Below are 24038 nucleotides of genomic sequence, written 5' to 3' on the forward strand. Positions count from 1 at the left end.
CCGGTTCAGACCCGAAGCGGGTCCGACTTGGCCAGAGCATCAAATTTCATGAGTGAACCGATCAATGCCTGCATCTGGTCCAGCGGGATCATGTTCGGCCCGTCGGATGGCGCGTTGTCAGGGTCTTCATGCGTTTCGATGAAGACGCCGGCGACGCCCAGGGAGACCGCTGCACGTGCCATGACCGGCGCGAATTCGCGTTGCCCGCCTGACGAGCCGCCTTGCCCTCCGGGCTGCTGGACCGAATGGGTGGCATCCATGATGACGGGGTAGCCGCTACGCGCCATGATCGGCAATGCGCGCATATCCGCAACCAGGGTGTTATAGCCGAAACTTGCGCCGCGTTCGGTCAGCAGGATGTTGTCATTGCCGGTCGAGGCGACCTTGGCGGCGACATTCGGCATATCCCACGGTGCGAGGAACTGGCCCTTCTTGATATTGACGACCGCGCCGGTTTTTCCGGCCGCCAGCAGCAGGTCGGTCTGTCGGGAAAGGAAGGCGGGGATCTGAATGATATCCACGGCTTCGGCCGCCAATTCCGCCTGCGCGATGTCATGGACATCGGTCAGGACCGGACATCCCAACCTTTCGCTGATCGTTGTCAACATTTGCAGGCCTTCGTCGATTCCCACACCCCGCCGACCCTGAAGAGAGGTGCGGTTCGCCTTGTCATAGCTTGCCTTGAATACATAGCTTGCACCGGCATCGGCGCAAATCCGGGCCATCGTCTCACCAATATTGAGGGCGTGGTCCAGCGTTTCAAGCTGACAGGGTCCGGCAATGACCGTTAGCGGAAGGTCATTGCCGCAGGTCAGGTTGCCGATTGTGATATGGCGCTGCATCGTCATGTGGATACCTGTTCACGCAAGATGGAAACCGTCAGCGACGCCATGAGATAGAGGCCCATGAAAATCAGGAACGCGACAATCGTATTCTGAAACGCTTTCGGGTAGGTTGCCTCATCCGGCGGAACCGGAGAGATGGACATCGACAGATAGCGCACCTGCTTGTTGGCCTCTATCTGGGCGGAAACAAGCTGTGTCGCGGCGCTTGCAAGCAGTTCTTGCCGGGTCGCCAATTCGCCTTCGGCGATCCGCAATTCACCCGAGATTTCGGCCAGTGAATTTCGCGCATCCCCGTCTTCGGTCAGTTGCGCGCGCGTTTCGCTGATGATTTCCTGAAGTCTGGCGATATCGCCTCGTGTCGCCGTGACCCTGCTTTGCACCGGGTTGGAATTGGCCTGAAGCTGTCCCAGCTCAAGTCGCTTTTCGGTCAGTTGCGCCTCAAGCTGAGAAATCTGTTGCATGACAACCGAACTTTCCGCCGCGGGATCCAGCACACCAAGCTGGGTCTGCAATTCCTGCACCCGTCGCTGCGCGGATAATACATTTGCCTCGGCTTCCTTGTAATTCTCGGTTGCTCCTTCCATCTGGTCGCCGCGAATACGGGCCGTCAGCTTGTCGACTTCTTCTTCGGCATAGCGGATCAGCGCCAATGAAAATTCCTTGCTCAACTCGGCATTGGGGGCGATCACCTCCATATTGATCAGCCCTTCGGTTGGATCGTAGCCGATGATCACTGAATCCTTATAGAGTTCATAGGCTTCCTCATTGGTGGCGTCCGCGGGTAATCGCCGAATCGGATCGAGCTCCGAACTCTGGTAGTTTTCCTTGAAGCCCTGATCCTCGTTCAGCCGCATCATGGCTTCACGCGATGTCAGATAGCCCTGAACCGCGACAGAATCGGTGTTATTCGCAAGCGGAGAGCTGCTGAACATGCCACCGACATCTGCACCTCCTGTCGAATCAGCCCGCTGGATCTGGAACTGCGAATAGGTGGCATAAAGCGGCGAGGCGATTTTGAAGTAATAAACTCCCGCCGCGAGTGTCGGCAGCATCACGAAGACCAGCAAACGCATCCCAAGAGAGATAAGCCTGCGGCGGCGGCGGCGGGCCATATCCTGCTGAATGCGATAGATCTCTGCCGCCCGCCGTTCTTCATTCATATCGTCTGCGGCAGGCAGATTTTCCCCGCCATGAGGACCGGTGAGCGACCCGGGTGGGCGAATGGCAGGTGCATTGGGAGACGGTGAGGATCCGACCTTGGCCCCTTCATTCGATAGAATTTTCTTGAGGGCTTCGCGGTGAGAAGGATCGATGCCGCGTTCGCGCAGTTCCAGCACGGCTTCTTCGTCGGTGCTGACCCTGATCTGGTGCAAAGTGGCGATCCGGCGGGCGATGCGCAACTGGCGATCCGAAAGCTTTTCCGCGCGGATCGCGGCAAGTTTGGCATCGCGATCATCCGCTGGCTCATTCGGTTGCGCCGCTGAACCAGAAGGAGTGTCCGGCTTGGGATCGGTGAGACGAAGATCCCCGAAACCGTCATCATGCGGTTCGGGCTGCATCATCCGTTCGCGTATTTCAGCCTCGGTGGGGTTGCTTGCCGTTGTCTGCTGTGGCTGCGGGGCTTTCTTGCGGACCGCCACGCGTACCGACGACCTTTTGCTTTCGGTTTCAGATGCCTTGGTTTCGCCGTCATGGACGGATTCCGGTGCCGAGGCGTGAAAGCGTCTTGCTTTAGGCCGAATAGTCATAATACTGCTTTGCCTCTTCAAGGGTCTCAAATCTATATAATTTACCGTGACGCAAGATGGCAGCGGAACGGCAGAATCGTTCAATTGTCTTTGGCTGATGTGAAACGATGATTACGGTCGATTTCCGGAGTCGGTCGTAAAGTACCGATCCAGCCTTTCGGTTGAATTCGACATCCGTCGTATGCGGCATGCCTTCGTCAATCAGGTAAATGTCGAATTCCAGTGCAAGAAGCAATGAAAAGTTGAAACGCTGCTTCATTCCTGCGGAATAGGTTCCGACCGGCATTTCGAAATATTCGTCAATCCCTGTAAGCCAGCGCGTGAATGCTTCGACGTAATCGGGGTCAAGGCCGTAAATACGTGCGATGTAACGAGAATTCTCAACTGCGGAGTGTTTGTTGTTCACGCCACCCATGAAACCGAGAGGGAAGGAAACCCTGCAATTCGACCGGATGGTTCCCTCATCCGGTTTTTCGATACCACACATCATATTGATCAACGTGGTCTTACCGGTGCCGTTTGGCGCAAGGATGCCTAGGGAATTGCCGAGTTCCACCCGAAAGGATGCACAGTCCAGAATGATTTTGCGCTGTAGCCCGGTCCAGAAGGACTTGGAGACATTCTCGAATTCCAGCATTGACGATCCTGGCACCATTTGATTGCCGCCACCGTGGCGACCCGGTGCGGACAATAGGTTCGGACTACCTGCCTGTCCAGCAGACTGCTAGAAATTTGAACTAATAAGAGAAGATGGCTTTATTTCCTTGGAATCCGGTCTAAATTCGCGGCATGTCGCCATTGTTGCAAGATATTCGCGCCTGCAGGCTGTGCGCGCAGCGCTTTTCCGCCACCGCGACCAGGCACGAGCCGCGACCGGTCGTCTGGTTTCGCAGCACCGCCCGATTTCTGATCGCGGGGCAGGCGCCGGGCATGCGGGTGCATGAAAGCGGCCGTCCCTTCACAGACAGGTCTGGCGAACGTTTGCGGCAGTGGATGGATATCGACGAGGAAACTTTCTATGATCGAAGCCGGGTCGCCATTGTGCCGATGGCCTTCTGTTTTCCCGGATATGACAAGAATGGCTCGGATCTGCCCCCGCCGCCGGTCTGCGCCCGCACATGGCGTCATCGGGTCATGGAGCATCTTCGCCCGCGCCTGACATTGCTGGTCGGGGGGCATGCGATCAAATGGCATCTGGGGGCCTCGAATGTGACCGAGACGGTTCGGGCATGGCGGGATCACGCCCCCACCGTCTTTCCCCTGCCGCATCCATCCTGGCGCAATACGGCATGGCTGCGCAGGAACCCCTGGTTCGAAGCGGAACTTTTACCCGAATTGCGCCAGGCGGTTTTCGCTGAACTCAACCGATGAATTATACGCTATTCGCGGAAACTGGGCCGTTCCCAGGTCGGATTCGGCACCTGATTTCTTGGCTTTTGGGGCCGTGAGACCTTTTCATCCGCGTCTATCCTCTCCATATTAAGATCAAGGAGAGGATACGACATGCCCTTGCCGCACTTTCTTTTGCTGATCTTTATGGTGGTCATGACGGCTGCCGCCACGCTTTGGGTCAGTCTGACCGCTGGTGTTCCCCTGCTTACTCTGCTGCTCATTGCCCTGACCGGGGCCGTTCTTCTGCATTTCTCGACAAGAAACGGGCACGATCAGGATAGTTGAGTCCAGGATAGTTGAGTCGGAATTTCAGCTTTCCAGTTCAGCATCCCAGTAAAGAAAATCCATCCAGCTTTCATGTAGGTGGTTCGGAGGGAAGCGCCGGCCAATGGCATGCATTTCCTCGGGCACCGGCTGGCGCGGCTTGCGGCGCAGGCTCATCCCGCTATGGCGCAGGCTGCGATTGGCCTTGCGCAAATTGCAGGGCGAGCAGGCCGCCACGACGTTTTCCCAACTGGTAATCCCCCCGCGCGAACGCGGCACGACATGATCGAAGGTCAGTTCACCCTTGGCTCCGCAATATTGGCAGCAGAATTCGTCCCGCAGAAAAAGATTGAAGCGCGTGAATGCCACGCGCTTCTGGGGTCTGACATAATCTTTCAATACGACGACAGAGGGGATTTTGAAGGCTTGCCGCTGACTTCGCACGACCTCCTCATATTCGGCGATGATACTGACCCTTTCCAGAAACACCGCCTTGATGGCTTCCTGCCAGGGCCAGAGCGACAGGGGATAGTAGCTGAGTGGCCGGTAATCCGCGTTCAGGACCAAGGCGGGATGATGGCGCAGATTGGCCGGTTCCCGCACGAACTGGGTTCGAAATTCCGCGTGATGAGCCTTGTCCAGCATCCGTTGGGTCCGCCTGTCTTGCCTCCGCCTGAAAACGGCGCTTGCCTCGCATTGATCCGACTATATCTCGTGGCTGACGAGTGACAAGCCCCCGGATGTATTCGGCTTGGCGAAGAATTAGTCTGCAAGGATGACAAGGCCATGACAACTTGCCTCGAACTCGAACGAATGGCAGTCTGGAATTATGACTGCATCATCGCCTCCTGTTTTCGGCACGCTGGAAACCGCTCTTTACGCGAATGACCTGCACGCCGCGGAAGATTTCTGGTCCGGCGTCATGGGATTCGAAAAAATCGTCGCCGAAGCGGGGCGGCATGTCTTTTTTCGTATCGCCACAAGCCCCAGTCCGCAGGTGCTTCTGATTTTCAAGCCCGATGCGTCGGAAAAACCGACTGATCCGGATGCCAGATTGCCGGTCCCGCCGCATGGAGCGCGTGGCCCGGGCCATTTCTGCCTTGCCGTGGCGGCAGAGGAACTGGAGCGTTGGCGCAGTCATCTGGTTGCTCACAGCGTTGAAATAGAGGCGGATTTCCTGTGGCCTGATGGTGCCCGTTCGATCTATTTCCGCGATCCGGCGGGGAATTCGATCGAACTGGCGGATCCGCATTTATGGGCGTGACGGTCGCCGGTCGCATGCGATGCGTTCCGGCCGGGCTATCACTTCCCCAGACGTTCCTTCAGAAAGCCAAGCGCTACCGAAAGCCCGTCAGGCGAAATGCCGTGGCCGGTACCGTTCATCACGTGCCCGTAAACCGTGAAACCCGCGCCTTGCAGCGCATCGCCCGCGAGCTTCATATCCGCGAATGGCACCACCGGATCGGCGTCGCCGTGAATGAGCAATACGGGCGGTTTGACCTTCGCTTCGCTTTCCAGCAATTCGGGGACCAGCAAGCGCCCCGAAAAACCGACAATGCCTGCGACTTCCCGGCTCCGGCGTGGCAGGACATGAAGGGCCATCATCGTTCCCTGGGAAAAGCCGATCACAACCATCCTATCCGCAGTCAGGCCCTCGTCGGTCAGCACCTTGTCCAGGAAATCGTTCAGCAATTCAATGGATCGCCCCATCGATTCCCGTGCCTGCGCTTCGGTCGAGCCGTCCATCCACGGAATGGGAAACCATTGATAGCCCGCTGGATTATTCGCGCAGGGCTCTGGCGCGTCGGGTGCATAAAAGGCGGTGCCGGGCAGATGCGGCGCAAGCGGATCGGCAAGCCCCAGAAGATCGGCGCCGTCCGCGCCATAACCATGCAGGAACACGATAACGGAATCTGCGTTTTCGGGGCCCTTGCGGGCGGATTTCAACTCGGTGGTCACCTGATCCCCTCTCGTCCTTTGATCTGGCGGTAATAGGCCCACAACCCTCTTGCTGCAACCGCACGCCAGGGCCGCCACGCTTCGGCCATTTGCCGCAGCTCTGCCGGGCTGGGACGCGCGTCGAGGCCATAGAGCAGTTTTGCCGCTTCCTGCAGGGCCAGATCGCCCGCCGCAAAGACATCTGCCCGGCCAAGTGCGAATTTCAGATAAATTTCGGCCGTCCATTGACCGATTCCCGGCAAGGCGACCAATGCCGCTATCGCATCCTCATCGGGAAGTTCGCGCAGCCGTGCCCAATCCGGCTGTGTTTCGGCGATTGCCCGCAAATATCGGATTTTGGGCCGCGATAAGCCGACGGCGCGCATGTCATCCTCGCTTGCTTGCGCGATCCGGTCAGGCAAGGTCAGCCCGGCATGCTCCATCCGCGCCCAGATCGAGGCCGCCGCGGCAACCGATATCTGTTGCGCCACGATTGCGCCTGCAATCGCCTCGAACCCATCGGGACGGCGGCGCAGGGGCAAGGGAGAGAGAGCCGGCATGACGCGTGCCCAGACCGGGCAGATGCCGGCAAGCCATGCGGCTCCTTCCGCCAGATCCGCCTCGGTCTCGATGATACGGCCTGGCGGCTGGAGAAGTTCAGCCATGATCCGCCTGAGCTTCCAGTTTCAACCGGGTTTCCCATCCTTTCGAGATATGCTGTCTCAACTCGGCATCGGCGGCATTGCCGTCGCCGGCGGCGATGGCGTCGACGATTCGCTTGTGCTCGGACAATGCGGTCACGCTGCGTCCCTCTGCCGCAAGCGAGGTTCGCGCCATAAGCGCCATGCTGCGATGCACCAGGTCAAGCTGCTGCACCAGATAACGGTTATGCGACGCAAGATGAATCTGCCGGTGAAAGCGGCGGTTCGTGCGTGCCAGTGTTTCCGGATCATTCAGGGATTTCTGATCGTCGGCCACCATTTGCGCAAGAACGCGCACTTCTTCAGGCGTCGCATGGCGCGCCGCCAGCCGCCCGGCCAACGCTTCCAATTCGGCGCGCACGACGTAAAGCTCGGCCAATTGATTGTGATCCAGCGAGGCGACAATCAGGCTACGTCCGTCCCGGACCAGCATTTGCTGCGTTTCTAGCCGTTGCAGCGCTTCACGTACGGGGGTTCGTGACACGCCGAACCGTTCGGCCAGTTCGGATTCCACAAGCCGGTCACCGGGGCGGTAAGTCCCCGCTTCAATGGCGGCAAGGATCAAGGTATAGGCATCATCTCTCATGGCGGACACGATTGGCCGACTGAACGGCAATTGCAAGCGCGGTGTCGCCGGGATATGCGTCTGGACATGGATTTGATCAACGATTTCACCAATACCGATATCTGGATCTTCGATCTGGACAATACGCTTTACCCGGCCGAGTTGGATCTGTTTGCGCAGATCGAGACGCGGATGGTCGATTTCGTCATGCGCGAATTTTCGGTCAATGCAGAGATCGCCAACGGAATGCGGCATGATTACTGGTCCCGCTATGGGACCACGCTTGCCGGGCTGATGGCGGAACATGCCGTTGATCCTTCCGCCTATCTGACCGAGGTGCATGACATCGATTTTTCGGTTCTGCCGCCTGCGCCGGAACTGGCCGAAGCGATCGCCGCCTTGCCGGGGCGCAAGCTGGTGCACACGAATGGTGATTCCGCCTATGCCGCCAAGGTTCTGGCCGCCCGGCAACTGGATGTCTTCGAAGCGGTTTATGGTGTCGAGGAAACGGCGTTTCATCCCAAGCCCCGGTCCGAGGCTTATGAAGCCGTGATCGCGCAGGCCGGGATCGATCCGCGCCGCGCTGCGTTCTTTGAAGACGACCCGCGTAATCTCGCCGTGCCGCATAGGCTTGGCATGCGCACGATTTTAGTCGGTCCGGGGCGTGACGGGCCGAATGCGCTTGCTGCGGGGGGCAGGATTGGCGATCATGTCCAACACCGGACCAGCGATCTGACCGTGTTCCTGCGGGGCATCGCCTTGGTATAGGTCCCTTTGGAAAGGGTGCGGATGAACAGCAAGATCGAAGATATCGACATCCTGATCTCGGGCGGCGGAATCGCCGGGCTGATTGCCGCAGCAGCCTTTGGAGCCGGGGGTTTTTCGACCCTGTGCGTCGATCCTGCACCCCCGGTTGCCGATGAGGCTGCGGCGGGCGCGGATCTGCGCAGCACTGCCTTTCTGGCGCCTTCGGTGGCGTTTCTCGAACGGATCGGTCTGTGGGAACAACTGGCGCCTTTCGCCACACCCTTGCAGGTCATGCGCATCGTGGATGCCGGCGGCGAACGGCCTGACGCCCGGCTGACCCGCGATTTCGACGCCGCCGAGATCGGCGACAGCCCCTTTGGCTGGAACCTGCCCAACTGGCTTTTGCGTCGTGAAATTCCGGCGCGGCTTCAGGCTTTGCAGACCGTGCGTTTCCAGCCCGGTATAGCGACTGCAGATATCATCCCCAGAGACGAGGGCGCGATTGTCACGCTGTCTGACGGGCGACGCCTGCGCGCGCGCTTGCTGATCGCGGCTGATGGTCGCAATTCGCCCGTACGGCAGGCCCTGGGAATCAACGTGCGGACATTCCGCTACGGCCAGAAAGCCCTGGCTTTCGCGGTGACGCATGACATGCCGCACGAGAATATCTCGACCGAGATCCACCGTTCGGGCGGGCCGTTTACGCTGGTTCCCTTGCCGGATCGCGAGGGATCGCCATCCTCGGCGGTCGTCTGGATGGAGAGCGGACGCGAGATTGAGCGGCTTGCTGCGCTTCCACGAGAGGATTTCGCTTATGAACTCAATGCGCGATCAGCCGGGATCCTGGGACATCTGACCCAGGCGACGCCGCTGTCGCAATGGCCGATCATCAGCCAGATCGCCGACCGGTTCAGCGGCCCCCGCACCGCCCTGATTGCGGAAGCCGCGCATGTCCTTCCGCCCATCGGCGCGCAGGGGCTGAACATGAGCCTTGCTGATCTGGATGCCCTGACGGAACTTTCGCGCGGCGATCCCGGAAGCCGGGACGGTCTTGAACGTTATGATCGGACCCGTCGCCCCGATGCCTATACGCGGCTTCTGGGTATCGATGCGCTGAATCGCGCCAGTCAGGCCAGTTTCCGCCCTTTGCGGGATCTGCGGGCCATCGCGCTGGGGGGATTTTACGGCATTGCCCCGGTCAGGCGCATGATGATGCGGGCCGGGCTGGGATTGCGCGGAACCGGAACCTGAGCGGAGGAGGGCGATATGCCCAATCAGGACTATGTTCTGATCATGGCCAGATATAACCGCTGGCAGAACGAAAACCTTCTTGCTGCTACGGATGGGTTGTCCCCTGATGAGCGACGCAAGGACAGGGGCGCCTTCTTCGGGTCTATCGAAAGGACTTTCTCGCATATCCTCTGGGCCGACATGATATGGCTGCATCGCTTTGCCGGAACGTCGCGTCCGAAGGGCAGCCATTCGGAGTCGGACGCTCTGATCGGAGATTGGGATGAGTTCCGTGAGTTGCGGGACCGGCTGGACAGGCAAATTCTGCAATGGGCGCATGATGTGTCGCCGGACTGGTTCGAAGGAAATCTCCGCTGGACTTCTGGCATGGTTCATCGTGAGTTTTCCATGCCGCGAAAAATCGTGATCATGCACCTTTTCAATCATCAGACCCATCATCGCGGTCAGATACATGCCATGCTGACCTTGGCGGGGGCGCAGCCGGGCGCGACGGATTTACTTGTCATGCCCGAGATTTACGCAAGCGCCTGATGTTTCTTTTGCGCGCCGCCGCGATACTCGTCTATGTTCAGTCAACTTCCTTCAAGGGGCCGCTTCGATGACAACTGCCGTGTTCACGCATCCCTCTGCCGAAACCCACCTGATGCCCATGGGACATCCCGAGCAGGTGGCGCGTTATGCCGCCGTGATCTCGGCTCTGGATGGTCTTGATCTGCTTTGGCAAGAGGCCGGACTGGCCGATGATTCCGAGATTCTGCGCTGCCACCCGCAGCGATATCTGGACCGTATCCGCGCCGCGCTTCCGGATGAGGGGTTTCGGGCACTGGATGCCGATACGCATATATCGCCCGGCAGTCTCGAGGCCGCTTCGCGCGCGGTCGGCGGAGCCTGCGCGGCCGTGGATGCGGTGCTGGCCGGGCATGTGTCCAATGCGTTTCTTGCAATGCGCCCGCCCGGCCATCATGCCGAGCGTGAAACCGCGATGGGTTTCTGCCTTTTCGGAACCGCGGCGATTGCGGCAAAGCGGGCAATGGATCATCACGGCCTCGATCGGGTCGCTGTCCTGGATTTCGACGTCCATCACGGCAATGGGACCCAGGATTTGCTATGGGATGAGAAGCGCGCCTTTTTCGCTTCCAGCCATCAGATGCCTTTGTATCCGGGCAGCGGGACGGTCGGTGAAACCGGTGCATATGGGCAGATCATGAATGTGCCGCTTCCGCCGGGCTCGGGTGGCGAACAGGCCGCTGCGGCATGGCGAACAATTCTGGATCGATGCCGGGATTTCAGGCCGCAACTGGTGCTGATCTCGGCCGGATTTGACTCGCATCGTGACGATCCGCTTGCCCAGCTTGAATGGCGAGAGGCGGATTTCGCAGAGATTACGCATGCGATCTGCGCGATGGCCGCCGAATGCAGTGCGCCGGTGGTATCCTGTCTGGAAGGCGGTTATGATCTGGCCGCTCTGGGGCGGTCGGTCCGCGCCCATGTCGAAGTGATGATGGAGGCCGGAAAATGACCGAGATCGAAAAGCTGTCTTTCGAGGACGCGATGCGCGAACTGGAACAGACCGTCGGCAAGCTGGAAACCGGCGAAGCCACGCTTGAAGAATCGATCAAGCTTTATGAACGCGGCGCCGAATTGCGGCAGCATTGCGAAAAACGGCTGCGCGAAGCTGAAGAACGTGTAGAGAAAATCACGCTTTCCGCGAATGGTCAGCCCACCGGCACGGAACCGGCCGAGCAGCCGTGATGCAAGCCAGATTCGATGAGGTGAAAGCGCAGGTTCAGGCTGCGCTCGATGCCGCAATGGCGGAGTTGCCAAAGGGTGAACTCCGCGATGCGATGGCCTATGCCACCGTTGGCGGCAAACGGGTTCGCGCTTTTCTGGTGATGGAATCGGCGCGGCTGCATGGGCTGGGCGATGACATTGCGCTGCCTGTCGCGACGGCGGTTGAGTTGCTGCATGCCTATAGTCTTGTCCATGACGACCTTCCCGCCATGGATAACGATGATCTGCGCCGCGGGATGCCGACCTGTCATGTGCAATGGTCGGAAGCCACTGCCATTCTTGCCGGCGATGCCTTGCAGTCTCTGGCCTTCCGGTTGCTGAGCGAGGATGCGATCGGCGACCCCGAGGCGCGGTTGCGGCTGATTCGGGCATTTTCCGACGCGATCGGCGCGCGCGGGATGGTCTGGGGCCAGGCATTGGATATCGCGGCGGAAACCGCGCTTGAACCGCTTGATCTGAAAGCGGTCACGAAACTTCAGGCTGCGAAGACGGGGGCACTGATCCGCTTTGCCGCAACTGCCGGACCTTTGATTACGGGGGAGGATCCGCAATATCTGGATGAATATGCCAAGGCACTGGGACTGGCATTTCAGATCGTGGACGACATTCTTGACGTGACGGGTGACGAAGAAGTGACCGGCAAGCGCGTGGGCAAGGACAGTAACGCGGGCAAGGCGACATTCGTGTCATTGCTTGGGCTGGACGGGGCGCAGGCAGAAGCGCGCCGCTATGCCGTAGCTGCGGAAGCTGCGCTGAAACGCTATGGCGAAAGCGCAGAGAACTTGCGGGAACTGGCGCGGTTCGTTATCGAACGCGACACCTGAACGCATTGCCGGAGCGCCAGTCATGATAAATCGCCCGCAGACTCCGCTTCTTGACAGGGTCAGCCTGCCGTCGGACCTGAAAGCGTTGACCGATAGCGAATTGCGGCAACTCGCCGACGAGTTGCGAAGCGAGACTGTCAGTGCCGTCAGCGAAACCGGCGGACATCTGGGTGCAGGGCTGGGCGTGGTCGAATTGACCGTGGCGCTGCATGCGGTATTCGATACGCCGCGCGACAAGATCATCTGGGATGTCGGGCATCAATGTTACCCGCACAAGATCCTGACCGGCCGGCGCGACAGGATCCGCAGTTTGCGCACGGGCGGTGGCCTGTCCGGTTTCACCAAGCGCACCGAAAGCCCTTATGATCCCTTTGGTGCGGGACATAGCTCTACCTCGATCTCGGCGGCACTGGGCTTTGCCATTGCCCGGGACCTGGGCGGTGATCCGGGGGATGCCATCGCGGTGATCGGCGACGGCGCCATGAGCGCGGGCATGGCCTATGAGGCCCTGAACAATGCCGGCGATCTGGGCAAGCGTCTTTTCGTGATCCTGAACGATAACGAGATGTCGATCGCGCCGCCTGTTGGTGCGATGTCGTCCTATCTGACCCGGCTGTATACCGGCGGTCCGTTTCAGGAACTGAAGGCGGCGGCCAAGGGTGCTGTCGGGTTCCTGCCCGAGCCTTTGCAGGAGGGAGCGCGCCGGGCGAAGGAAATGCTCAAGGGCATGGCGGTCGGAGGCACTTTGTTCGAGGAGCTAGGTTTCTCCTATATCGGTCCTGTGGATGGTCACGATATGGAGCAGCTTCTGCCGCTTCTGCGCACGGTCAAGTCGCGGGCGACCGGACCGGTGCTGATCCATGCCGTGACCAGGAAAGGCAAGGGTTACGCACCCGCCGAAACCGCCGCCGACCGCGGGCATGCGACGGGAAAATTCGATGTCGTGACCGGGGTTCAGGCAAAGGCGAAATCCAATGCGCCCAGCTATACGTCGGTTTTCGCGCGCGCCTTGACGGATCAGGCCAGCCGGGATGACCGGATCGTCGGGATTACGGCCGCGATGCCGGATGGCACCGGGCTAAAACAATTCGCCCAGACATTTCCCCGCCGCTGTTTCGATGTGGGTATTGCCGAACAGCATGCGGTGACATTCGCCGCCGGTCTTGCGGCAGGCGGGATGAAACCGTTCTGCGCGATTTATTCGACCTTCCTGCAACGTGGCTATGATCAGGTCGTGCATGACGTCGCGGTGCAGGGTCTGCCGGTTCGTTTCGCCATCGACCGCGCCGGGCTGGTCGGGCAGGACGGGCCGACCCATGCGGGGGCTTTCGATATCGCCTATCTCTCGAATCTGCCGGGTTTCGTTGTGATGGCCGCCGCGGATGAGGCCGAGTTGACCCATATGGTTGCGACTGCCGCAGCGTATGATCGGGGGCCGATCGCGTTCCGTTTTCCACGCGGCGAAGGCACGGGCGTCGATATGCCTGAACATGGCGAGGTTCTGGAAATCGGCAAGGGCCGGATCATATCCGAGGGGCAGGGGGTTGCCATTCTGTCTTTCGGTACGCGCCTATCCGAAGTTTCGAAGGCATGCGAATCCCTGCGCGCCCGTGGAATCGTGCCAACCGTCGCCGATGCCCGTTTCGCCAAGCCGCTGGACCGGGATTTGATTCTACGGCTCGCGGCGGATCATGGCGCATTGATCACCATCGAAGAGGGCGCGGTTGGGGGCTTTGGCAGCCATGTCGCCCAGCTTCTGGCGGAAGAGGGCATTTTCGACCACGGGCTGAAGTTCCGCTCGATGGTTTTGCCCGATCGTTTCGTCGATCACGATGCGCCTTATGCGATGTATGACAGTTCCGCCCTGAATGCGGCGCATATCGAGGCGAAAATTCTGGATGTGCTGGGCATCGGCGACCTGAAGGGACGGCGCGCCGATAACCGCTGATCTTACTGGTAACTGCGGACAAGCGCGCCTGCGATCAATGTCCAGCCATCGACTGCCACGAAGAATGCCAGCTTGAACGGCAGCGATACGACGACCGGTGGCACCATCATCATGCCCATGGACATCAGCACCGCCGATACCACCAGATCGATGATCAGAAAGGGCAGGGCGATCAGAAAGCCGATCGCGAATGCCCGCTGAATCTCGGACAGCATGAATGAGGGGACCAGAACCGACAGGCGCTCCGGTCCGGCATCCGGATCCGGAGCGATCTCGGCAAGCTGCAACAGGGTATCCGGGTCCGTCCGGTTTTCCATGAATTGCCGGAACGGTATCATGGCTCGCTGAAATGCCTCGGCGATCCCGATCTCGCCACGCTGCAAGGGCGCACCGGCACTTTGCCAGGCTTCGCGCAGAACCGGGTCCATGATGAACCATGTCAGGAATAGCGATAGCGCGATGATCAACATATTGGGCGGAGATTGCTGCAATCCTACGGACTGACGCAGGATCGACAAGACGGTGACGATAAACGGAAAGCAGGTCACCGTCACCAGAATGCCCGGGGTGAGGGACAGCACTGTCATCATCAGCAGAATCAGAACCGAATTCTGACCCAGACTGTCGGCGGCCTGTTGAAACGGCAGTTCTTGCGCAAACGCGCCGGACGGCAGGACAAGTGTCACGGCAACGGATAACAGCCTTGTCACATCCCCTCCGTCGCGCCGATGATCCGGACGCAAAGCCGGTCGCCCGGAGAGCCGTCGCCGGTCAATTCGCCGCGTGCGACGACCTTGTCACCGACACAGACTTCAACACCGTCATCGATGGTCTGATCCAGCACCAGCACATCTTCCGGCTTCAAGGCAGAGAGCTGCGCGACCGTCTGTCTTGTATGTCCCAATCGGATGCTGACCTCCAGTTGGATATGATCGGTGTCGATCAGGTTCCTCAATTCGCTCATATTTTTGAATCCACCATAATTTCTTCAATCATATCATTGATTTCACGAATTATTTTCTCGTTCGAGAATTCGATATTCCCGCCTGCGAAACTCAGTGAGACAAGGTCGGATTCCGCGTCGTCCAGCGTGATTTCCGTCATGCCCGTTTCGGCGATACATCGTCGGACCAGATCGCGCAGCTTGTCATTACAGGCGATGCGCAGGGATATCGGGTGTTCGTCGCTGGCCAACCGGGACAATTCGGCTATCAGGGCCCGTTCGATCCGCTGTGAAGCATGAAGCGGCGCAAGCGCGTCAACGATCCCTGATATCAAAGGAATAAACGCCGCTGTCGTTTCCTTTCTGACCTGATTGCGGAGCTTCTGGTCTTCGGCGAGCGACTGCGAAACCCGCTCCAGCGCGCTGCAAAGCTGGCGGGTATCGTCGTTCCGGGCCTGTTGCTGCCCATCCGCAAAACCCTCTGCCCGCGCACGATCCAGATCGTCGAGAGTGAATGTCGGTTCAATCGCAAGCTGCAGTCCGGTCGGAATGAAGGATTCAAGCTTTATCGCAGTGGGTGCCATTATATTTTCTCTCTATTTTCAATCCATCCCGACAGAATCTTAAGGCTCTCATCATGTTTTTCACGCATCATGCTGCGCAGCCGTGCAACCGGATCGGCGGATGGCAGGGCAAGAGGCTCGTCGGCAGGTTCGAACGGGTCCGCGCCCAGCGGAATCGGGGTAACGAAACTGTCGAGTGAAAAACCGTCCTCGCTGCTGTCATTCAGCAGGCCGGGCGATGGCTCTGGTTCGGGCTGCACCGGCGCGTTACCATTATCCACCAAGGGAAGTTGGGCCACGTCCTGAGGACGCCGCAAAGCGCGGAGAACGAGCACCAGAATGGCCATTGCAAACAGGCCAAACAGCGTTAATCGCAGCAGTGAATTCAGGTGAAGGCGATCCAGCAAGGATGGTTGCGCAGATGTCCCATCCTGCGTCAATGCCGCGAATGGCAGGGATTTAACGGTGATGACGTCTCCACGGGATTCGTCGAAACCGGCAGCAGAGGCCACGAGTTCGCGCAAGTCCGCAAGCTCTGCTTCCGGACGCGGTAAGATCTCTGACTCTCCCTGATCATTAGTTCCTACGGTTCCATTAACCAGAACCGCGACGGAAAGACGACGAATCGCGCCCGGCTGACGGGACACTTCTCTGGTGATCGTGCTGATCTCGTAATTTGCCTGCTGCCGCGCCTGCGACCGTGCGGATTGCGAACCATCCTGGGGCTTATCCTCCGAATCCGGCAGGTTGGAGGCGGCGGTGACCGCTCCGGCGCCACCTGAGCTGCTTTGATCCGAGCTTTCCTCGGTGATCTGGCTGATCAATGCACGCTGTTCGGGGTCGATACGCTCTTCGCGCAATTGTTCGGTTTCGTTCATGATGTCGAGATTCAGTTCGACAATGGCGTTGCCTGCGCCCACATGCGATTCAAGGAGCCGCTCGACATTCCGCTTCATTTCCGCGGCCCGGTCCAACCCCTCCCGATCCTCGCCGGTGCCGATGATCCCGTGCTGTGAATCGATGACGGTGACATTGTCGGGATGCAATCCGGGAACTGCCGAAGACACCAGATATTTCAACGCCGAAGCCTGATCCCGGCTGATCGCCGATCCGGTTGTTGTCAATGTGACCGAGGCGCCCGCGTCGGCATTCCGGCGGTAGCCGCGCGCCTGATCGACCGCCAGATGCACGCGCGCGGATTTCACGTTGGGCAGTGCCAGAATCGTTCGCGCCAATTCCCCTTCCTTGGCGCGCCAGTAAGCTGCGTCGAACATCTGCGACGTCGTGCCGAAACCCGACATCCCGTCAAGCAATTCGTATCCGGCATTCCCTGTTTCGGGCAGTCCCTGCGCCGCCAGATCGACGCGCAACCTGTCACGGGATGCCGCATCGACCCAGATTGAATCGCCACGAAGCTCATAGGCGATACCCGTGCTTTCGATTCTTGTGACGATTTCGCTGGCCTGTGCGGGTTCCAGCCCACCATACAGCAATGCCAACTGGGCGCGGTTGGCGATCCAGCCAATCGTCGCGACTGCAATGAACGCGGCAAGAAACGTAGCAGTCATCACGGCTTTCTGCTTCGCGCTGCGCATTCTCCAATAGTCCTGCAATTTTTGCAAAACCGGCCCCTTCGAATCAATCGTTGCTCTCTGCCTCCTTCATGACATCGGTCGGCTTAAGATTTGGTTAGTCGCGTGCTGTTAGATCGATCCGTGAATGACGGAGAATCACCATGAGCAACGATGCGGAACAGCAGGGGCGGAAACGCGGGAAGAAACGAAAGAAGTTACTGATACCATTGGCTGCGATCGTTCTGGGCGGGGTGGGTTTCTGCTCTACCTATCTTGGATTCCTGCCATTTCCTGGCGGTAGGGCCGAAGCCAGGCCAGCCATGCATAAGGTCGAGTTTGTGGACATCCCCACGATAGAACTTCCGATTCCCGGCGCGCGTCATCGTATGGTCATTGTCTCGGCGGCAATCGAGACGGATGCCCGGCACAAATCCGATGTTGAGCATATGATGCCGCGTGTTCAGGATGCATTCACCAGCTTTTTATCCGATGTCGATGAAAGCGCGTATGAAAAGCGCGGCGTGCTGGAAATCCTGCGGTCCGAGCTGGTGACGCGCACTCGCTATGTCCTTGGGGAAGAACCCGTCAAAGACCTGCTGATAACGGAGTTTCGGATCAAATGACGATGGATTCCATCCTGCAAATTCTGCTGCTTGCCGTCTCTTGCGGACTTGGCATGTTCTGTATCCTGCTGGCGCGCAGGTTGCATCGGCTGAACAATCTTGAATCCGGGATTGGCGGCGCCATTGCCGTCATGACTGCCGAGGTGGACCGGCTTGATCGCGCGATCCGCAAGGCGCGTGCCGAGGCGTCGGCGGCAAGCGAAGCGCTGGCCGAAGAAATCGCGCAGGCACGCGGCGAACGGGAAATGTGGGACTTGCGTCAGAAAATGGATGCGGGATTCCCGGTTGGCCCGCAAAACCGGGGCCCAGCATCCCGCCGCCTCCGCAAGCGCTTGCCGGAGGATGCCAATGCGTAACGGGTTTCTTCCCCTTCTGGCGATGGCATTCGCATTGCCGGTTGCGGTCGCCCTGATTGGTAAAGGCGGGCAGAATTTTCCTTATCAGTTCGCGGCATTCGCCGAACCTGCTGATCTGATGCGTGGCTGTACGGACGTGCCCGAGGCGGTCGCCCTTGCCCGGACCCTTAAGGAACGGGCCCTGCGGATCGAGCGCTACCTGGCAAACATCGAGGAGCGAAAGACCGAATTGTCTCAGGCCGAAGGCGCGCTTCGGAAAAGGGCAGAGGAGCTTAAAAGTCGCAAGGATGCGCTTGGCACGCGTAACGAAAACAAAACCGTTGCCATTCAGGACGATATCGACCGCCTGATTGCCGTTTATGATCAGATGAAGCCTGCGGAGGCCGCGGCAATCCTGACCAATCTGCCATCGGATTTTGCCGCCGAGATTCTGATGCGCGTCGATCCCCAGAACGGCGCGCGGATTATCGCTTCGGTCGAGCCTCGTCAGGCAGCCCTGCTGACCGCCGAAATGGGCGCGCGCAGCGTCCGCAACCCATAGGAGTAGTTGTATGTTCGGGATCGTCGGTATGGTGGTGACCACGGTGATGGTATTCGGGGGATATCTGCTTGCAGGGGGCAAGATGTATGTGATCCTGCATTCGCTACCCTATGAGATGATGATGATCATGGGTGCGGCTGTCGGCGCCTATCTTCTTTCCAATGACAGCCATACGCTGAAAACGACGATCAGCGGGCTTGTGCGGGCCTTCAAGGGGCCGAAATGGACGGCGCAGGATCATCAGGACGTGCTTTGCCTGATGTTTCAACTGCTGCGCGTTGCGCGCGACAATCCGGTCGGACTCGAGGCGCATATCGAAAGTCCGGACAGCTCCGAGATTTTTACCGCCTATCCGCGGCTGCTGGCGGATCGCAATATCGTTTCGCTGATTGCGGATACACTGCGATCGGCAAGCCTGAACTATGATGATCCCTATCAGGTCGAAGAGATGCTTACGCGGCGTATCGCGAGTATGAGCGAAGACGAGATGCATGTTCCCCACGCGCTCCAGAATATGGCTGACGCCTTGCCTGCCCTGGGGATCGTCGCCGCGGTGCTGGGCGTCATCAAGACCATGAGCTCGATCGATCAGCCGCCGGCGGTGTTGGGCAAGCTGATCGGTGGCGCATTGGTCGGGACATTTCTCGGGGTTTTTCTGTCCTATGGCTTCGTGGCACCGCTGGCGCAGCGCCTCGGAGCGGTCATCAAGCAGGATCTCATGTTCTACGACGTTGTCAAATCGGTGCTTGTCGCCGGATTGCACCAACATGCGACAAATCTTTGCGTGGAAGTCGGCAGGCAAGCCGTGCCCGAACATGTAAGGCCGAGTTTCGACGGACTCGAAACTGCGCTGCGCGAATTGAAAAAGGCTGCATGATGATCGTATCGGCGCTTTTGACCGTTGCACTTGCGACATCGGATGCAGAACCTCCTGTAACAACCGGATTGGACGCATTTACCCGGGATGCCTCTGCCAGATTGCTGGAGGGGCGGGGTCTTCCGGCCGATTACCGGCGCCAGCTTCTGACGATGTCGCCGACGGATCGTTTACAGGCAATCATTTTTCTGCGCCGGTCGGGCCTTCTTTCCGGTGACATCTGGCTTCTGGAAGACGTTCTCCGCCCGTCCGGAATATCCGGCCCGAATGAGATTGCCGAATGAAACAGGTCGGCGGGGTATCCTCACGTTCTTCTTTTCTGCCGGATGCGCAGCTTCTGATCACCGGTGGTCTGGTGCTGATCGTCATTTCGCTGGTCATTCCACTGCCTCCGGGTCTGCTGGATTTCGGGATTGCCCTGTCGATCGCGACGGCAACGCTGGTGCTTGTCATGGCATCTCTGGTCGACAAGCCAGCGGATTTTCAGGCTTTCCCGGTGCTGCTTCTGGTGTCTCTGGTGATCCGGCTGTCGTTGAACGTGTCGTCGACGCGGTTGATCCTGACCCAGGGCCATACCGGCAAAAGCGCCGCAGGTCAGGTTATCAGCGGCTTTGCTGATTTCGTGGCCGGTGGCTCGCTGCTGGTCGGGCTGACGATCTTCGCGGTTATCTCGGTGGTCAACTTCATGGTCATCACCAAGGGGTCGGGCCGTATGGCCGAAGTTGCCGCCCGCTTCGCGCTTGATTCCATGCCGGGCAAGCAGCTTGCGATCGACGGCGACCTGAATGCCGGGGCTATCGATCACGAAGAAGCCAAACAGCGTCGCATTCGCGAACAGCATGAGATCAGCTTTTTCGGCTCGCTCGACGGCGCATCGAAATTCGTCAAAGGCGATGCGATTGCGGGGATCGTGATTACCCTGATCAATCTGCTGATCGGATTGAGCGTCGGTGTCGCCGTTCATGGCATGGCTTTGGGAGATGCGTTGTCGACATATTCGCACCTGACCATCGGCGACGGGCTGGTAAGCCAGATCCCGGCCCTGATCACCTCGATGGCTGCCGCTTTGCTGCTTTCGCGTGGCGGAACTACCGATACGACCGCGCAACTGGTTTCGCAGCAGATATTGTCTGGCTGGAAGCCTGTTGCGATTGTCGCGGGCGCCATGGCACTTCTATCCTTTGTGCCGGGAATGCCGCGCGGGTTGTTTCTTGCCATGGCGCTTGCAATGGCTATTGGCGCGTGGTTGCTTGTCCGTCGCGGGCTTCGGATCGAAGAGCCGATATCCGGACTGGATGATGAACAGCCGGTTGAGCGCCCTGCAGAACGGATCGGCGACGTGCTGGATACCGATGAGATTACGGTTGAAATCGGCAGTGATCTGGTTCCCGCAGCCCTGGATCAGGCGCATGGCCTGGGGGGCCGGGTCACGAATTTGCGCATTTTCGCCGCGCGCAGTTTTGGCGTTATTCTGCCGGATGTCCGGATCACCGATGCGGATGAGATTCATGCAACGGATTATCAGATCCGCATTCAGGGAGTCGTAAGAGGGCGCGGCAGTTTGCGCGTCGATGAGGTTCTGGCGCTGGGGCCGGACGATATGCTTGAGGAATTGGGCGGGATTGCGGTGAAAGAACCGGTCTATTCCAGCCCCGCCCGCTGGATTTCCAGAGACACGCGGGACGATGCTGCGACGATGGGCCTGACAGTGGTTACCCCGATGGAAATTCTGTCCACCCATCTGATGGAAGCCGTTAAGGCCAATTTACCTTCATTGCTGACCCTGACAGCGCTGCAGCGGCAGATCGAGGAACTGAAATCCATTTCCGATCCCTCGCGGGCAGAGCGTTACAGGCGATATTTCGACAGCATGGTTCCCGAAAAGGTAACTCCCGAGACGCTTCTGGCCGTTCTGCGTGCATTACTTGAAGAAGGGATCTCGATCCGGAACCTGCCCGTCATCATCGATGCGATTTGCGAATTCCGGGCGATCGAGTCGGTCGAGACCGTTTATGAATTGGTGCGAAAGCGACTGCGCGGGCAGATAACGCAGCAATATTCGGACGATGCCGGCCGGATCGAGGCGCTGCAACTGCATCCGGCATGGGAGGCGGAATTCGTGCGCTCGGACACCGAAACCGGCAGGGCAGGCGGAACTGTCATCACCCCATCCCTTTCAGGTCGGTTGGTGAAGGCGATGCATCAGGCGCTTGGCGGCATGCAGTCGCCCCGGGCTGTCCTCATCGCTCCGGATCACAGGCGCAGGATGGTTCGCGCGGTTCTGACGTCGAGCGGGGTCAGGGTACCGGTGATCGGCATGGAGGAAATCGACAGCTCGGCTGAATTGTGCCTGCTGGGCACGGTTGAGGCGGCGTGATGTGGCAGCAGGCGGTGGAATTGCTGCCCTGGTTCAACTGGACGATGGTGCTCGTCTATGTGCGGGTTCAGGCCTGCCTGCTGATTCTGCCGGGCTTCGGAGAACAGGTGATCCCCGCCCGCGTCAAGGTGGGCCTGGCGATGGTAATCGTGCCGCTGCTGGCTGCGGGGCTTCCGGCTGCCGCAATTCCCCGCGCGCCTGCGGGAATTCTGGGACAGACCGCTGTAGAAATGGTGATCGGTCTGGCAAGCGGGGGGCTGCTTCGGATTCTTGCAATTGCGATCGATATCGCGACGACGGCGATTGCCACTGCTGCCTCATTGTCACAACTGGTCGGCATTTCGATCGATGCGGCTCCGCATCCGCTGGGCAACCTGCTGCATCTGGGTGGGATAGCGGTTCTGATGGCATTGGGATTGCCGGTCATGGTTCTGCAATTCATGGCCGACGGCCTGTCGATATGGCCGCCGGGCGGCTGGCCCGATTTACAATATCTGGCGCATGAGGCGATACCGACGGTTGCGCGGGCATTCGGTCTTGCCATGCTGCTGGCTGCTCCGTTCACCCTTGGAGGTTTTCTTTTTCAGGCCCTGTCCGGGGTGATCAATCGCGTGATGCCATCCTTGCCGGTGATCTTCATCGGCTCCCCATTGTCGGTATTTCTGGCGATTGCGGGGGCGGCGATGATGGCGCCGCTGCTGATCGAGATCTGGGCAAATGCGGTGCTTGACTTCACCTTGCCGCCACTATGAGTGAGGAGAAGGACGAAAAACCGTTCGACCCATCCGAACGGAAATTGCAAAAGGCCCGTCAGGAAGGCGATGTTCCACGCTCGACCGAAGTCAATGTGCTGGGCATGTATCTGGGGGCCTGGCTGGTTTTGACAGTCGGCGCGGGCGTCGCAACCCGTGAATGGCTGGCCTCGGGAAGCCGGGCATTGGGCAGCGACGCCTGGCTTGGCGGATCGGTCTTTGCTATTGCCATGCCGGTCGGCGGTTTTGCCGCCGCGGCCGTGATCGGTCTGATGATGGTGCCGTTTGCGACGATCCTGATCGCACTCGTCGCACAGCGCGGTTTGGTCTTTTCGGTCAAGAAGATCGCGTTCGATCCCAAACGTCTGAACCCGATCAGGAATGCCGGGCAGAAATTCGGCCCCGCCGGGTTGGTGACTTTCGGGATCTCGGTCCTCAAGGCGGCATTTGTCTGTCTTGGCGGATGGTATCTGTTTTCGTCGCTTCTGAACCATCTTGCCGCGACCATGTCGGGGGCGGGTAATCAATGGATTCCGGGGCTGCGGAAATTGCTGCAGGATGTCGTGACGATGGCTGTCGCGATCTCGGCGCTGTTCGCGGTTATCGATCTGCTTTGGAAGCGCCATGAATATCTGAAGCGTCATCGGATGACCCGCAAGGAACTTGACGACGAGAACAAGGATACCGAAGGCGATCCGCATATCAAGGCGGCGCGTCGTCAGAAAGCCATTGATCTTGCGATGAAACAGATGCTTTCGGACGTCGCGCGCGCGGATGTGGTCGTCGTCAATCCCACGCATTACGCGGTTGCGCTTGAATGGAAACGGGGAAGCGGGCGTGCGCCGGTTTGCCTTGCCAAGGGCACCGACGATCTCGCGGCCCGAATTCGTGACCGAGCGCGCATGCATGACGTGCCGATCCATTCCGATCCGCCATGCGCGCGGGCTCTGTACGCCGCCGTCGGTATCGGAGAGGAAATACGAAGAGAGCATTTCGCCGCTGTGGCGATCGCCATCCGCTTTGCCGAGAAGATGCGGCAGAAAGCGCGGGCGGGATGGTAAACAGAAGCGGTGATCTGACCCGGCTTGAACGGATCGCAAGGCTGAAGGCCGAACGTGAGCTTGGAAAATTCGCAGCGATCAACGCACATATGGCCGCTGCCCGGCAGCGTATTGCCGCGATGCGGCAGACGCTTGAACAAAGCTATCACAACCGGGCGCCGCTTTCTTTGCCCGTTGCCCGGATCGAGACCGCGCAAGCCGGCCGTGTCGCCCGGGAATTATGGATGGCAGAACAGGATGCCGAACGTCTGAAACCGGGCTTCGAGCGGATTCGCCATGCCGCGATGCAGGAATTTGGCCGGGCAGAAGTCCTTAAGGAACTGGCGCGTCAAGAAACCCGCATCAAGAAGACCTAGA

At 59.2% G+C, this 24038-nt stretch carries 30 protein-coding genes; 19 read left to right on the forward strand and 11 right to left on the reverse strand.

From position 1 onward, the window contains the following. Window positions 1-5: 5 nt before the first annotated feature. From kdsA to D3P04_RS04310, 3 genes are read right to left on the reverse strand one after another with little or no spacing between them, the layout of a single operon-like run. Window positions 6-848, reverse strand: a complete 843-nt coding sequence (kdsA, locus tag D3P04_RS04300) for a 3-deoxy-8-phosphooctulonate synthase (RefSeq protein WP_232844876.1) — start codon at window positions 846-848, stop codon at window positions 6-8. Then, window positions 845-2593, reverse strand: coding sequence for a capsule biosynthesis protein (locus D3P04_RS04305; RefSeq protein WP_119746274.1), 1749 nt, complete (start codon window positions 2591-2593; stop codon window positions 845-847). The genes kdsA and D3P04_RS04305 overlap by 4 nt, the downstream gene beginning before the upstream one ends. Next, complete coding sequence (locus D3P04_RS04310; protein ID WP_119746276.1) at window positions 2577-3230, reverse strand: ABC transporter ATP-binding protein; 654 nt, start codon at window positions 3228-3230, stop codon at window positions 2577-2579. Before D3P04_RS04310 ends, D3P04_RS04305 begins: the two co-directional genes overlap by 17 nt. A gap of 152 nt (window positions 3231-3382) precedes the next feature. Between D3P04_RS04310 and D3P04_RS04315 the strand changes: the two genes are divergently transcribed. Together D3P04_RS04315 and D3P04_RS23250 are read left to right on the forward strand one after the other, a co-directional pair. Further along, entirely contained in the window at window positions 3383-3964 is a 582-nt protein-coding gene (locus tag D3P04_RS04315) for a uracil-DNA glycosylase family protein (protein ID WP_119746278.1), read from the forward strand. A gap of 132 nt (window positions 3965-4096) precedes the next feature. After that, complete coding sequence (locus D3P04_RS23250) at window positions 4097-4270, forward strand: hypothetical protein (protein WP_182912726.1); 174 nt, start codon at window positions 4097-4099, stop codon at window positions 4268-4270. Window positions 4271-4294: 24 nt separating this feature from the next. Here the strand turns inward: D3P04_RS23250 and D3P04_RS04320 are convergent, their stop codons facing one another. After that, the gene (locus tag D3P04_RS04320; RefSeq protein WP_119746280.1) at window positions 4295-4894 is read right to left on the reverse strand and encodes an HNH endonuclease; all 600 of its coding nucleotides are present in this window, start codon (window positions 4892-4894) and stop codon (window positions 4295-4297) included. A gap of 184 nt (window positions 4895-5078) precedes the next feature. Between D3P04_RS04320 and D3P04_RS04325 the strand changes: the two genes are divergently transcribed. Next, window positions 5079-5513 (forward strand): VOC family protein, encoded by a 435-nt coding sequence (locus tag D3P04_RS04325; protein ID WP_119746282.1) that lies wholly within the window; start codon window positions 5079-5081, stop codon window positions 5511-5513. A 38-nt stretch (window positions 5514-5551) separates the two neighbouring features. Here the strand turns inward: D3P04_RS04325 and D3P04_RS04330 are convergent, their stop codons facing one another. The 3 genes from D3P04_RS04330 to D3P04_RS04340 are packed head-to-tail and all read right to left on the reverse strand — an operon-like array spanning window position 5552 to window position 7474. Next, window positions 5552-6208, reverse strand: a complete 657-nt coding sequence (locus D3P04_RS04330) for an alpha/beta hydrolase (RefSeq protein WP_119746284.1) — start codon at window positions 6206-6208, stop codon at window positions 5552-5554. Beyond that, complete coding sequence (locus D3P04_RS04335) at window positions 6205-6852, reverse strand: DNA-3-methyladenine glycosylase family protein (protein WP_119746286.1); 648 nt, start codon at window positions 6850-6852, stop codon at window positions 6205-6207. Before D3P04_RS04335 ends, D3P04_RS04330 begins: the two co-directional genes overlap by 4 nt. After that, window positions 6845-7474: a GntR family transcriptional regulator gene (locus D3P04_RS04340; protein WP_119746288.1), complete on the reverse strand. Its 630-nt coding sequence runs from the start codon at window positions 7472-7474 to the stop codon at window positions 6845-6847. Before D3P04_RS04340 ends, D3P04_RS04335 begins: the two co-directional genes overlap by 8 nt. Window positions 7475-7540: 66 nt before the next feature. On the opposite strand from D3P04_RS04340, the gene D3P04_RS04345 reads away from it, so the two are divergent. From D3P04_RS04345 to dxs, 7 genes are all read left to right on the forward strand, one after another. After that, window positions 7541-8221, forward strand: a complete 681-nt coding sequence (locus D3P04_RS04345) for a pyrimidine 5'-nucleotidase (protein WP_119746527.1) — start codon at window positions 7541-7543, stop codon at window positions 8219-8221. Window positions 8222-8242: 21 nt separating this feature from the next. After that, window positions 8243-9451 (forward strand): UbiH/UbiF family hydroxylase, encoded by a 1209-nt coding sequence (locus tag D3P04_RS04350; RefSeq protein ID WP_119746290.1) that lies wholly within the window; start codon window positions 8243-8245, stop codon window positions 9449-9451. 15 nt (window positions 9452-9466) lie between these two features. After that, the gene (locus D3P04_RS04355) at window positions 9467-9982 is read left to right on the forward strand and encodes a DinB family protein (RefSeq protein ID WP_119746292.1); all 516 of its coding nucleotides are present in this window, start codon (window positions 9467-9469) and stop codon (window positions 9980-9982) included. A 67-nt stretch (window positions 9983-10049) separates the two neighbouring features. Further along, window positions 10050-10970, forward strand: a complete 921-nt coding sequence (locus tag D3P04_RS04360) for a histone deacetylase family protein (protein ID WP_119746294.1) — start codon at window positions 10050-10052, stop codon at window positions 10968-10970. Continuing rightward, on the forward strand, window positions 10967-11203 hold the full coding sequence (locus tag D3P04_RS04365) for an exodeoxyribonuclease VII small subunit (RefSeq protein WP_119746296.1): 237 nt from the start codon (window positions 10967-10969) through the stop codon (window positions 11201-11203). Before D3P04_RS04360 ends, D3P04_RS04365 begins: the two co-directional genes overlap by 4 nt. Then, complete coding sequence (locus tag D3P04_RS04370; RefSeq protein ID WP_119746298.1) at window positions 11203-12066, forward strand: polyprenyl synthetase family protein; 864 nt, start codon at window positions 11203-11205, stop codon at window positions 12064-12066. The genes D3P04_RS04365 and D3P04_RS04370 overlap by 1 nt, the downstream gene beginning before the upstream one ends. 22 nt (window positions 12067-12088) lie before the next feature. Beyond that, window positions 12089-14014: a 1-deoxy-D-xylulose-5-phosphate synthase gene (dxs, locus tag D3P04_RS04375; protein WP_119746300.1), complete on the forward strand. Its 1926-nt coding sequence runs from the start codon at window positions 12089-12091 to the stop codon at window positions 14012-14014. A gap of 2 nt (window positions 14015-14016) precedes the next feature. Here dxs and fliP read toward each other — a convergent pair whose 3' ends face one another. From fliP to fliF, 4 genes are read right to left on the reverse strand one after another with little or no spacing between them, the layout of a single operon-like run. Then, complete coding sequence (fliP, locus tag D3P04_RS04380; protein WP_119746302.1) at window positions 14017-14724, reverse strand: flagellar type III secretion system pore protein FliP; 708 nt, start codon at window positions 14722-14724, stop codon at window positions 14017-14019. After that, window positions 14721-14978: a FliM/FliN family flagellar motor switch protein gene (locus D3P04_RS04385; RefSeq protein ID WP_119746303.1), complete on the reverse strand. Its 258-nt coding sequence runs from the start codon at window positions 14976-14978 to the stop codon at window positions 14721-14723. The genes fliP and D3P04_RS04385 overlap by 4 nt, the downstream gene beginning before the upstream one ends. Beyond that, complete coding sequence (locus D3P04_RS04390) at window positions 14975-15541, reverse strand: FliH/SctL family protein (RefSeq protein WP_119746305.1); 567 nt, start codon at window positions 15539-15541, stop codon at window positions 14975-14977. Before D3P04_RS04390 ends, D3P04_RS04385 begins: the two co-directional genes overlap by 4 nt. Then, on the reverse strand, window positions 15541-17142 hold the full coding sequence (fliF, locus tag D3P04_RS04395; protein WP_119746307.1) for a flagellar basal-body MS-ring/collar protein FliF: 1602 nt from the start codon (window positions 17140-17142) through the stop codon (window positions 15541-15543). Before fliF ends, D3P04_RS04390 begins: the two co-directional genes overlap by 1 nt. Before the next feature lie 113 nt (window positions 17143-17255). Between fliF and D3P04_RS04400 the strand changes: the two genes are divergently transcribed. From D3P04_RS04400 to D3P04_RS04440, 9 genes are read left to right on the forward strand one after another with little or no spacing between them, the layout of a single operon-like run. Continuing rightward, window positions 17256-17717, forward strand: coding sequence for a flagellar basal body-associated FliL family protein (locus D3P04_RS04400; RefSeq protein WP_119746309.1), 462 nt, complete (start codon window positions 17256-17258; stop codon window positions 17715-17717). Continuing rightward, the gene (locus D3P04_RS04405) at window positions 17714-18073 is read left to right on the forward strand and encodes a hypothetical protein (RefSeq protein WP_119746311.1); all 360 of its coding nucleotides are present in this window, start codon (window positions 17714-17716) and stop codon (window positions 18071-18073) included. Before D3P04_RS04400 ends, D3P04_RS04405 begins: the two co-directional genes overlap by 4 nt. Beyond that, window positions 18066-18614, forward strand: a complete 549-nt coding sequence (locus D3P04_RS04410) for a MotE family protein (RefSeq protein WP_182912727.1) — start codon at window positions 18066-18068, stop codon at window positions 18612-18614. Before D3P04_RS04405 ends, D3P04_RS04410 begins: the two co-directional genes overlap by 8 nt. A 10-nt stretch (window positions 18615-18624) precedes the next feature. Next, window positions 18625-19491, forward strand: coding sequence for a flagellar motor stator protein MotA (gene motA / locus D3P04_RS04415; RefSeq protein ID WP_119746315.1), 867 nt, complete (start codon window positions 18625-18627; stop codon window positions 19489-19491). Beyond that, window positions 19488-19775: a hypothetical protein gene (locus tag D3P04_RS04420; protein ID WP_147391882.1), complete on the forward strand. Its 288-nt coding sequence runs from the start codon at window positions 19488-19490 to the stop codon at window positions 19773-19775. The genes motA and D3P04_RS04420 overlap by 4 nt, the downstream gene beginning before the upstream one ends. Then, window positions 19772-21868: a flagellar biosynthesis protein FlhA gene (locus tag D3P04_RS04425; protein WP_119746319.1), complete on the forward strand. Its 2097-nt coding sequence runs from the start codon at window positions 19772-19774 to the stop codon at window positions 21866-21868. The genes D3P04_RS04420 and D3P04_RS04425 overlap by 4 nt, the downstream gene beginning before the upstream one ends. Further along, window positions 21868-22620, forward strand: coding sequence for a flagellar biosynthetic protein FliR (locus D3P04_RS04430; protein ID WP_119746321.1), 753 nt, complete (start codon window positions 21868-21870; stop codon window positions 22618-22620). The genes D3P04_RS04425 and D3P04_RS04430 overlap by 1 nt, the downstream gene beginning before the upstream one ends. Continuing rightward, entirely contained in the window at window positions 22617-23681 is a 1065-nt protein-coding gene (gene flhB / locus D3P04_RS04435; RefSeq protein ID WP_119746323.1) for a flagellar type III secretion system protein FlhB, read from the forward strand. The genes D3P04_RS04430 and flhB overlap by 4 nt, the downstream gene beginning before the upstream one ends. After that, window positions 23675-24037, forward strand: a complete 363-nt coding sequence (locus D3P04_RS04440; protein WP_119746325.1) for a hypothetical protein — start codon at window positions 23675-23677, stop codon at window positions 24035-24037. The genes flhB and D3P04_RS04440 overlap by 7 nt, the downstream gene beginning before the upstream one ends. Window position 24038: the final 1 nt, after the last annotated feature.

It is taken from the genome of Paracoccus onubensis, from assembly GCF_003591515.1.
Taxonomy (GTDB): Bacteria; Pseudomonadota; Alphaproteobacteria; order Rhodobacterales; family Rhodobacteraceae; genus Paracoccus; species Paracoccus onubensis.

What these genes read in the sequence shown, in the direction of transcription:
- kdsA (WP_232844876.1), bottom strand. Translation starts at nt 848, where the DNA reads ATGACGATGCAGCGCCATATCACAATCGGCAACCTGACCTGCGGCAAT.
- D3P04_RS04305 (WP_119746274.1), bottom strand. Translation starts at nt 2,593, where the DNA reads ATGACTATTCGGCCTAAAGCAAGACGCTTTCACGCCTCGGCACCGGAA.
- D3P04_RS04310 (WP_119746276.1), bottom strand. Translation starts at nt 3,230, where the DNA reads ATGCTGGAATTCGAGAATGTCTCCAAGTCCTTCTGGACCGGGCTACAG.
- D3P04_RS04315 (WP_119746278.1), top strand. Translation starts at nt 3,383, where the DNA reads ATGTCGCCATTGTTGCAAGATATTCGCGCCTGCAGGCTGTGCGCGCAG.
- D3P04_RS23250 (WP_182912726.1), top strand. Translation starts at nt 4,097, where the DNA reads ATGCCCTTGCCGCACTTTCTTTTGCTGATCTTTATGGTGGTCATGACG.
- D3P04_RS04320 (WP_119746280.1), bottom strand. Translation starts at nt 4,894, where the DNA reads ATGCTGGACAAGGCTCATCACGCGGAATTTCGAACCCAGTTCGTGCGG.
- D3P04_RS04325 (WP_119746282.1), top strand. Translation starts at nt 5,079, where the DNA reads ATGACTGCATCATCGCCTCCTGTTTTCGGCACGCTGGAAACCGCTCTT.
- D3P04_RS04335 (WP_119746286.1), bottom strand. Translation starts at nt 6,852, where the DNA reads ATGGCTGAACTTCTCCAGCCGCCAGGCCGTATCATCGAGACCGAGGCG.
- D3P04_RS04340 (WP_119746288.1), bottom strand. Translation starts at nt 7,474, where the DNA reads ATGAGAGATGATGCCTATACCTTGATCCTTGCCGCCATTGAAGCGGGG.
- D3P04_RS04345 (WP_119746527.1), top strand. Translation starts at nt 7,541, where the DNA reads ATGGATTTGATCAACGATTTCACCAATACCGATATCTGGATCTTCGAT.
- D3P04_RS04350 (WP_119746290.1), top strand. Translation starts at nt 8,243, where the DNA reads ATGAACAGCAAGATCGAAGATATCGACATCCTGATCTCGGGCGGCGGA.
- D3P04_RS04355 (WP_119746292.1), top strand. Translation starts at nt 9,467, where the DNA reads ATGCCCAATCAGGACTATGTTCTGATCATGGCCAGATATAACCGCTGG.
- D3P04_RS04360 (WP_119746294.1), top strand. Translation starts at nt 10,050, where the DNA reads ATGACAACTGCCGTGTTCACGCATCCCTCTGCCGAAACCCACCTGATG.
- D3P04_RS04365 (WP_119746296.1), top strand. Translation starts at nt 10,967, where the DNA reads ATGACCGAGATCGAAAAGCTGTCTTTCGAGGACGCGATGCGCGAACTG.
- D3P04_RS04370 (WP_119746298.1), top strand. Translation starts at nt 11,203, where the DNA reads ATGCAAGCCAGATTCGATGAGGTGAAAGCGCAGGTTCAGGCTGCGCTC.
- dxs (WP_119746300.1), top strand. Translation starts at nt 12,089, where the DNA reads ATGATAAATCGCCCGCAGACTCCGCTTCTTGACAGGGTCAGCCTGCCG.
- D3P04_RS04385 (WP_119746303.1), bottom strand. Translation starts at nt 14,978, where the DNA reads ATGAGCGAATTGAGGAACCTGATCGACACCGATCATATCCAACTGGAG.
- D3P04_RS04390 (WP_119746305.1), bottom strand. Translation starts at nt 15,541, where the DNA reads ATGGCACCCACTGCGATAAAGCTTGAATCCTTCATTCCGACCGGACTG.
- D3P04_RS04400 (WP_119746309.1), top strand. Translation starts at nt 17,256, where the DNA reads ATGAGCAACGATGCGGAACAGCAGGGGCGGAAACGCGGGAAGAAACGA.
- D3P04_RS04405 (WP_119746311.1), top strand. Translation starts at nt 17,714, where the DNA reads ATGACGATGGATTCCATCCTGCAAATTCTGCTGCTTGCCGTCTCTTGC.
- D3P04_RS04410 (WP_182912727.1), top strand. Translation starts at nt 18,066, where the DNA reads ATGCGTAACGGGTTTCTTCCCCTTCTGGCGATGGCATTCGCATTGCCG.
- motA (WP_119746315.1), top strand. Translation starts at nt 18,625, where the DNA reads ATGTTCGGGATCGTCGGTATGGTGGTGACCACGGTGATGGTATTCGGG.
- D3P04_RS04420 (WP_147391882.1), top strand. Translation starts at nt 19,488, where the DNA reads ATGATGATCGTATCGGCGCTTTTGACCGTTGCACTTGCGACATCGGAT.
- D3P04_RS04425 (WP_119746319.1), top strand. Translation starts at nt 19,772, where the DNA reads ATGAAACAGGTCGGCGGGGTATCCTCACGTTCTTCTTTTCTGCCGGAT.
- D3P04_RS04430 (WP_119746321.1), top strand. Translation starts at nt 21,868, where the DNA reads ATGTGGCAGCAGGCGGTGGAATTGCTGCCCTGGTTCAACTGGACGATG.
- flhB (WP_119746323.1), top strand. Translation starts at nt 22,617, where the DNA reads ATGAGTGAGGAGAAGGACGAAAAACCGTTCGACCCATCCGAACGGAAA.
- D3P04_RS04440 (WP_119746325.1), top strand. Translation starts at nt 23,675, where the DNA reads ATGGTAAACAGAAGCGGTGATCTGACCCGGCTTGAACGGATCGCAAGG.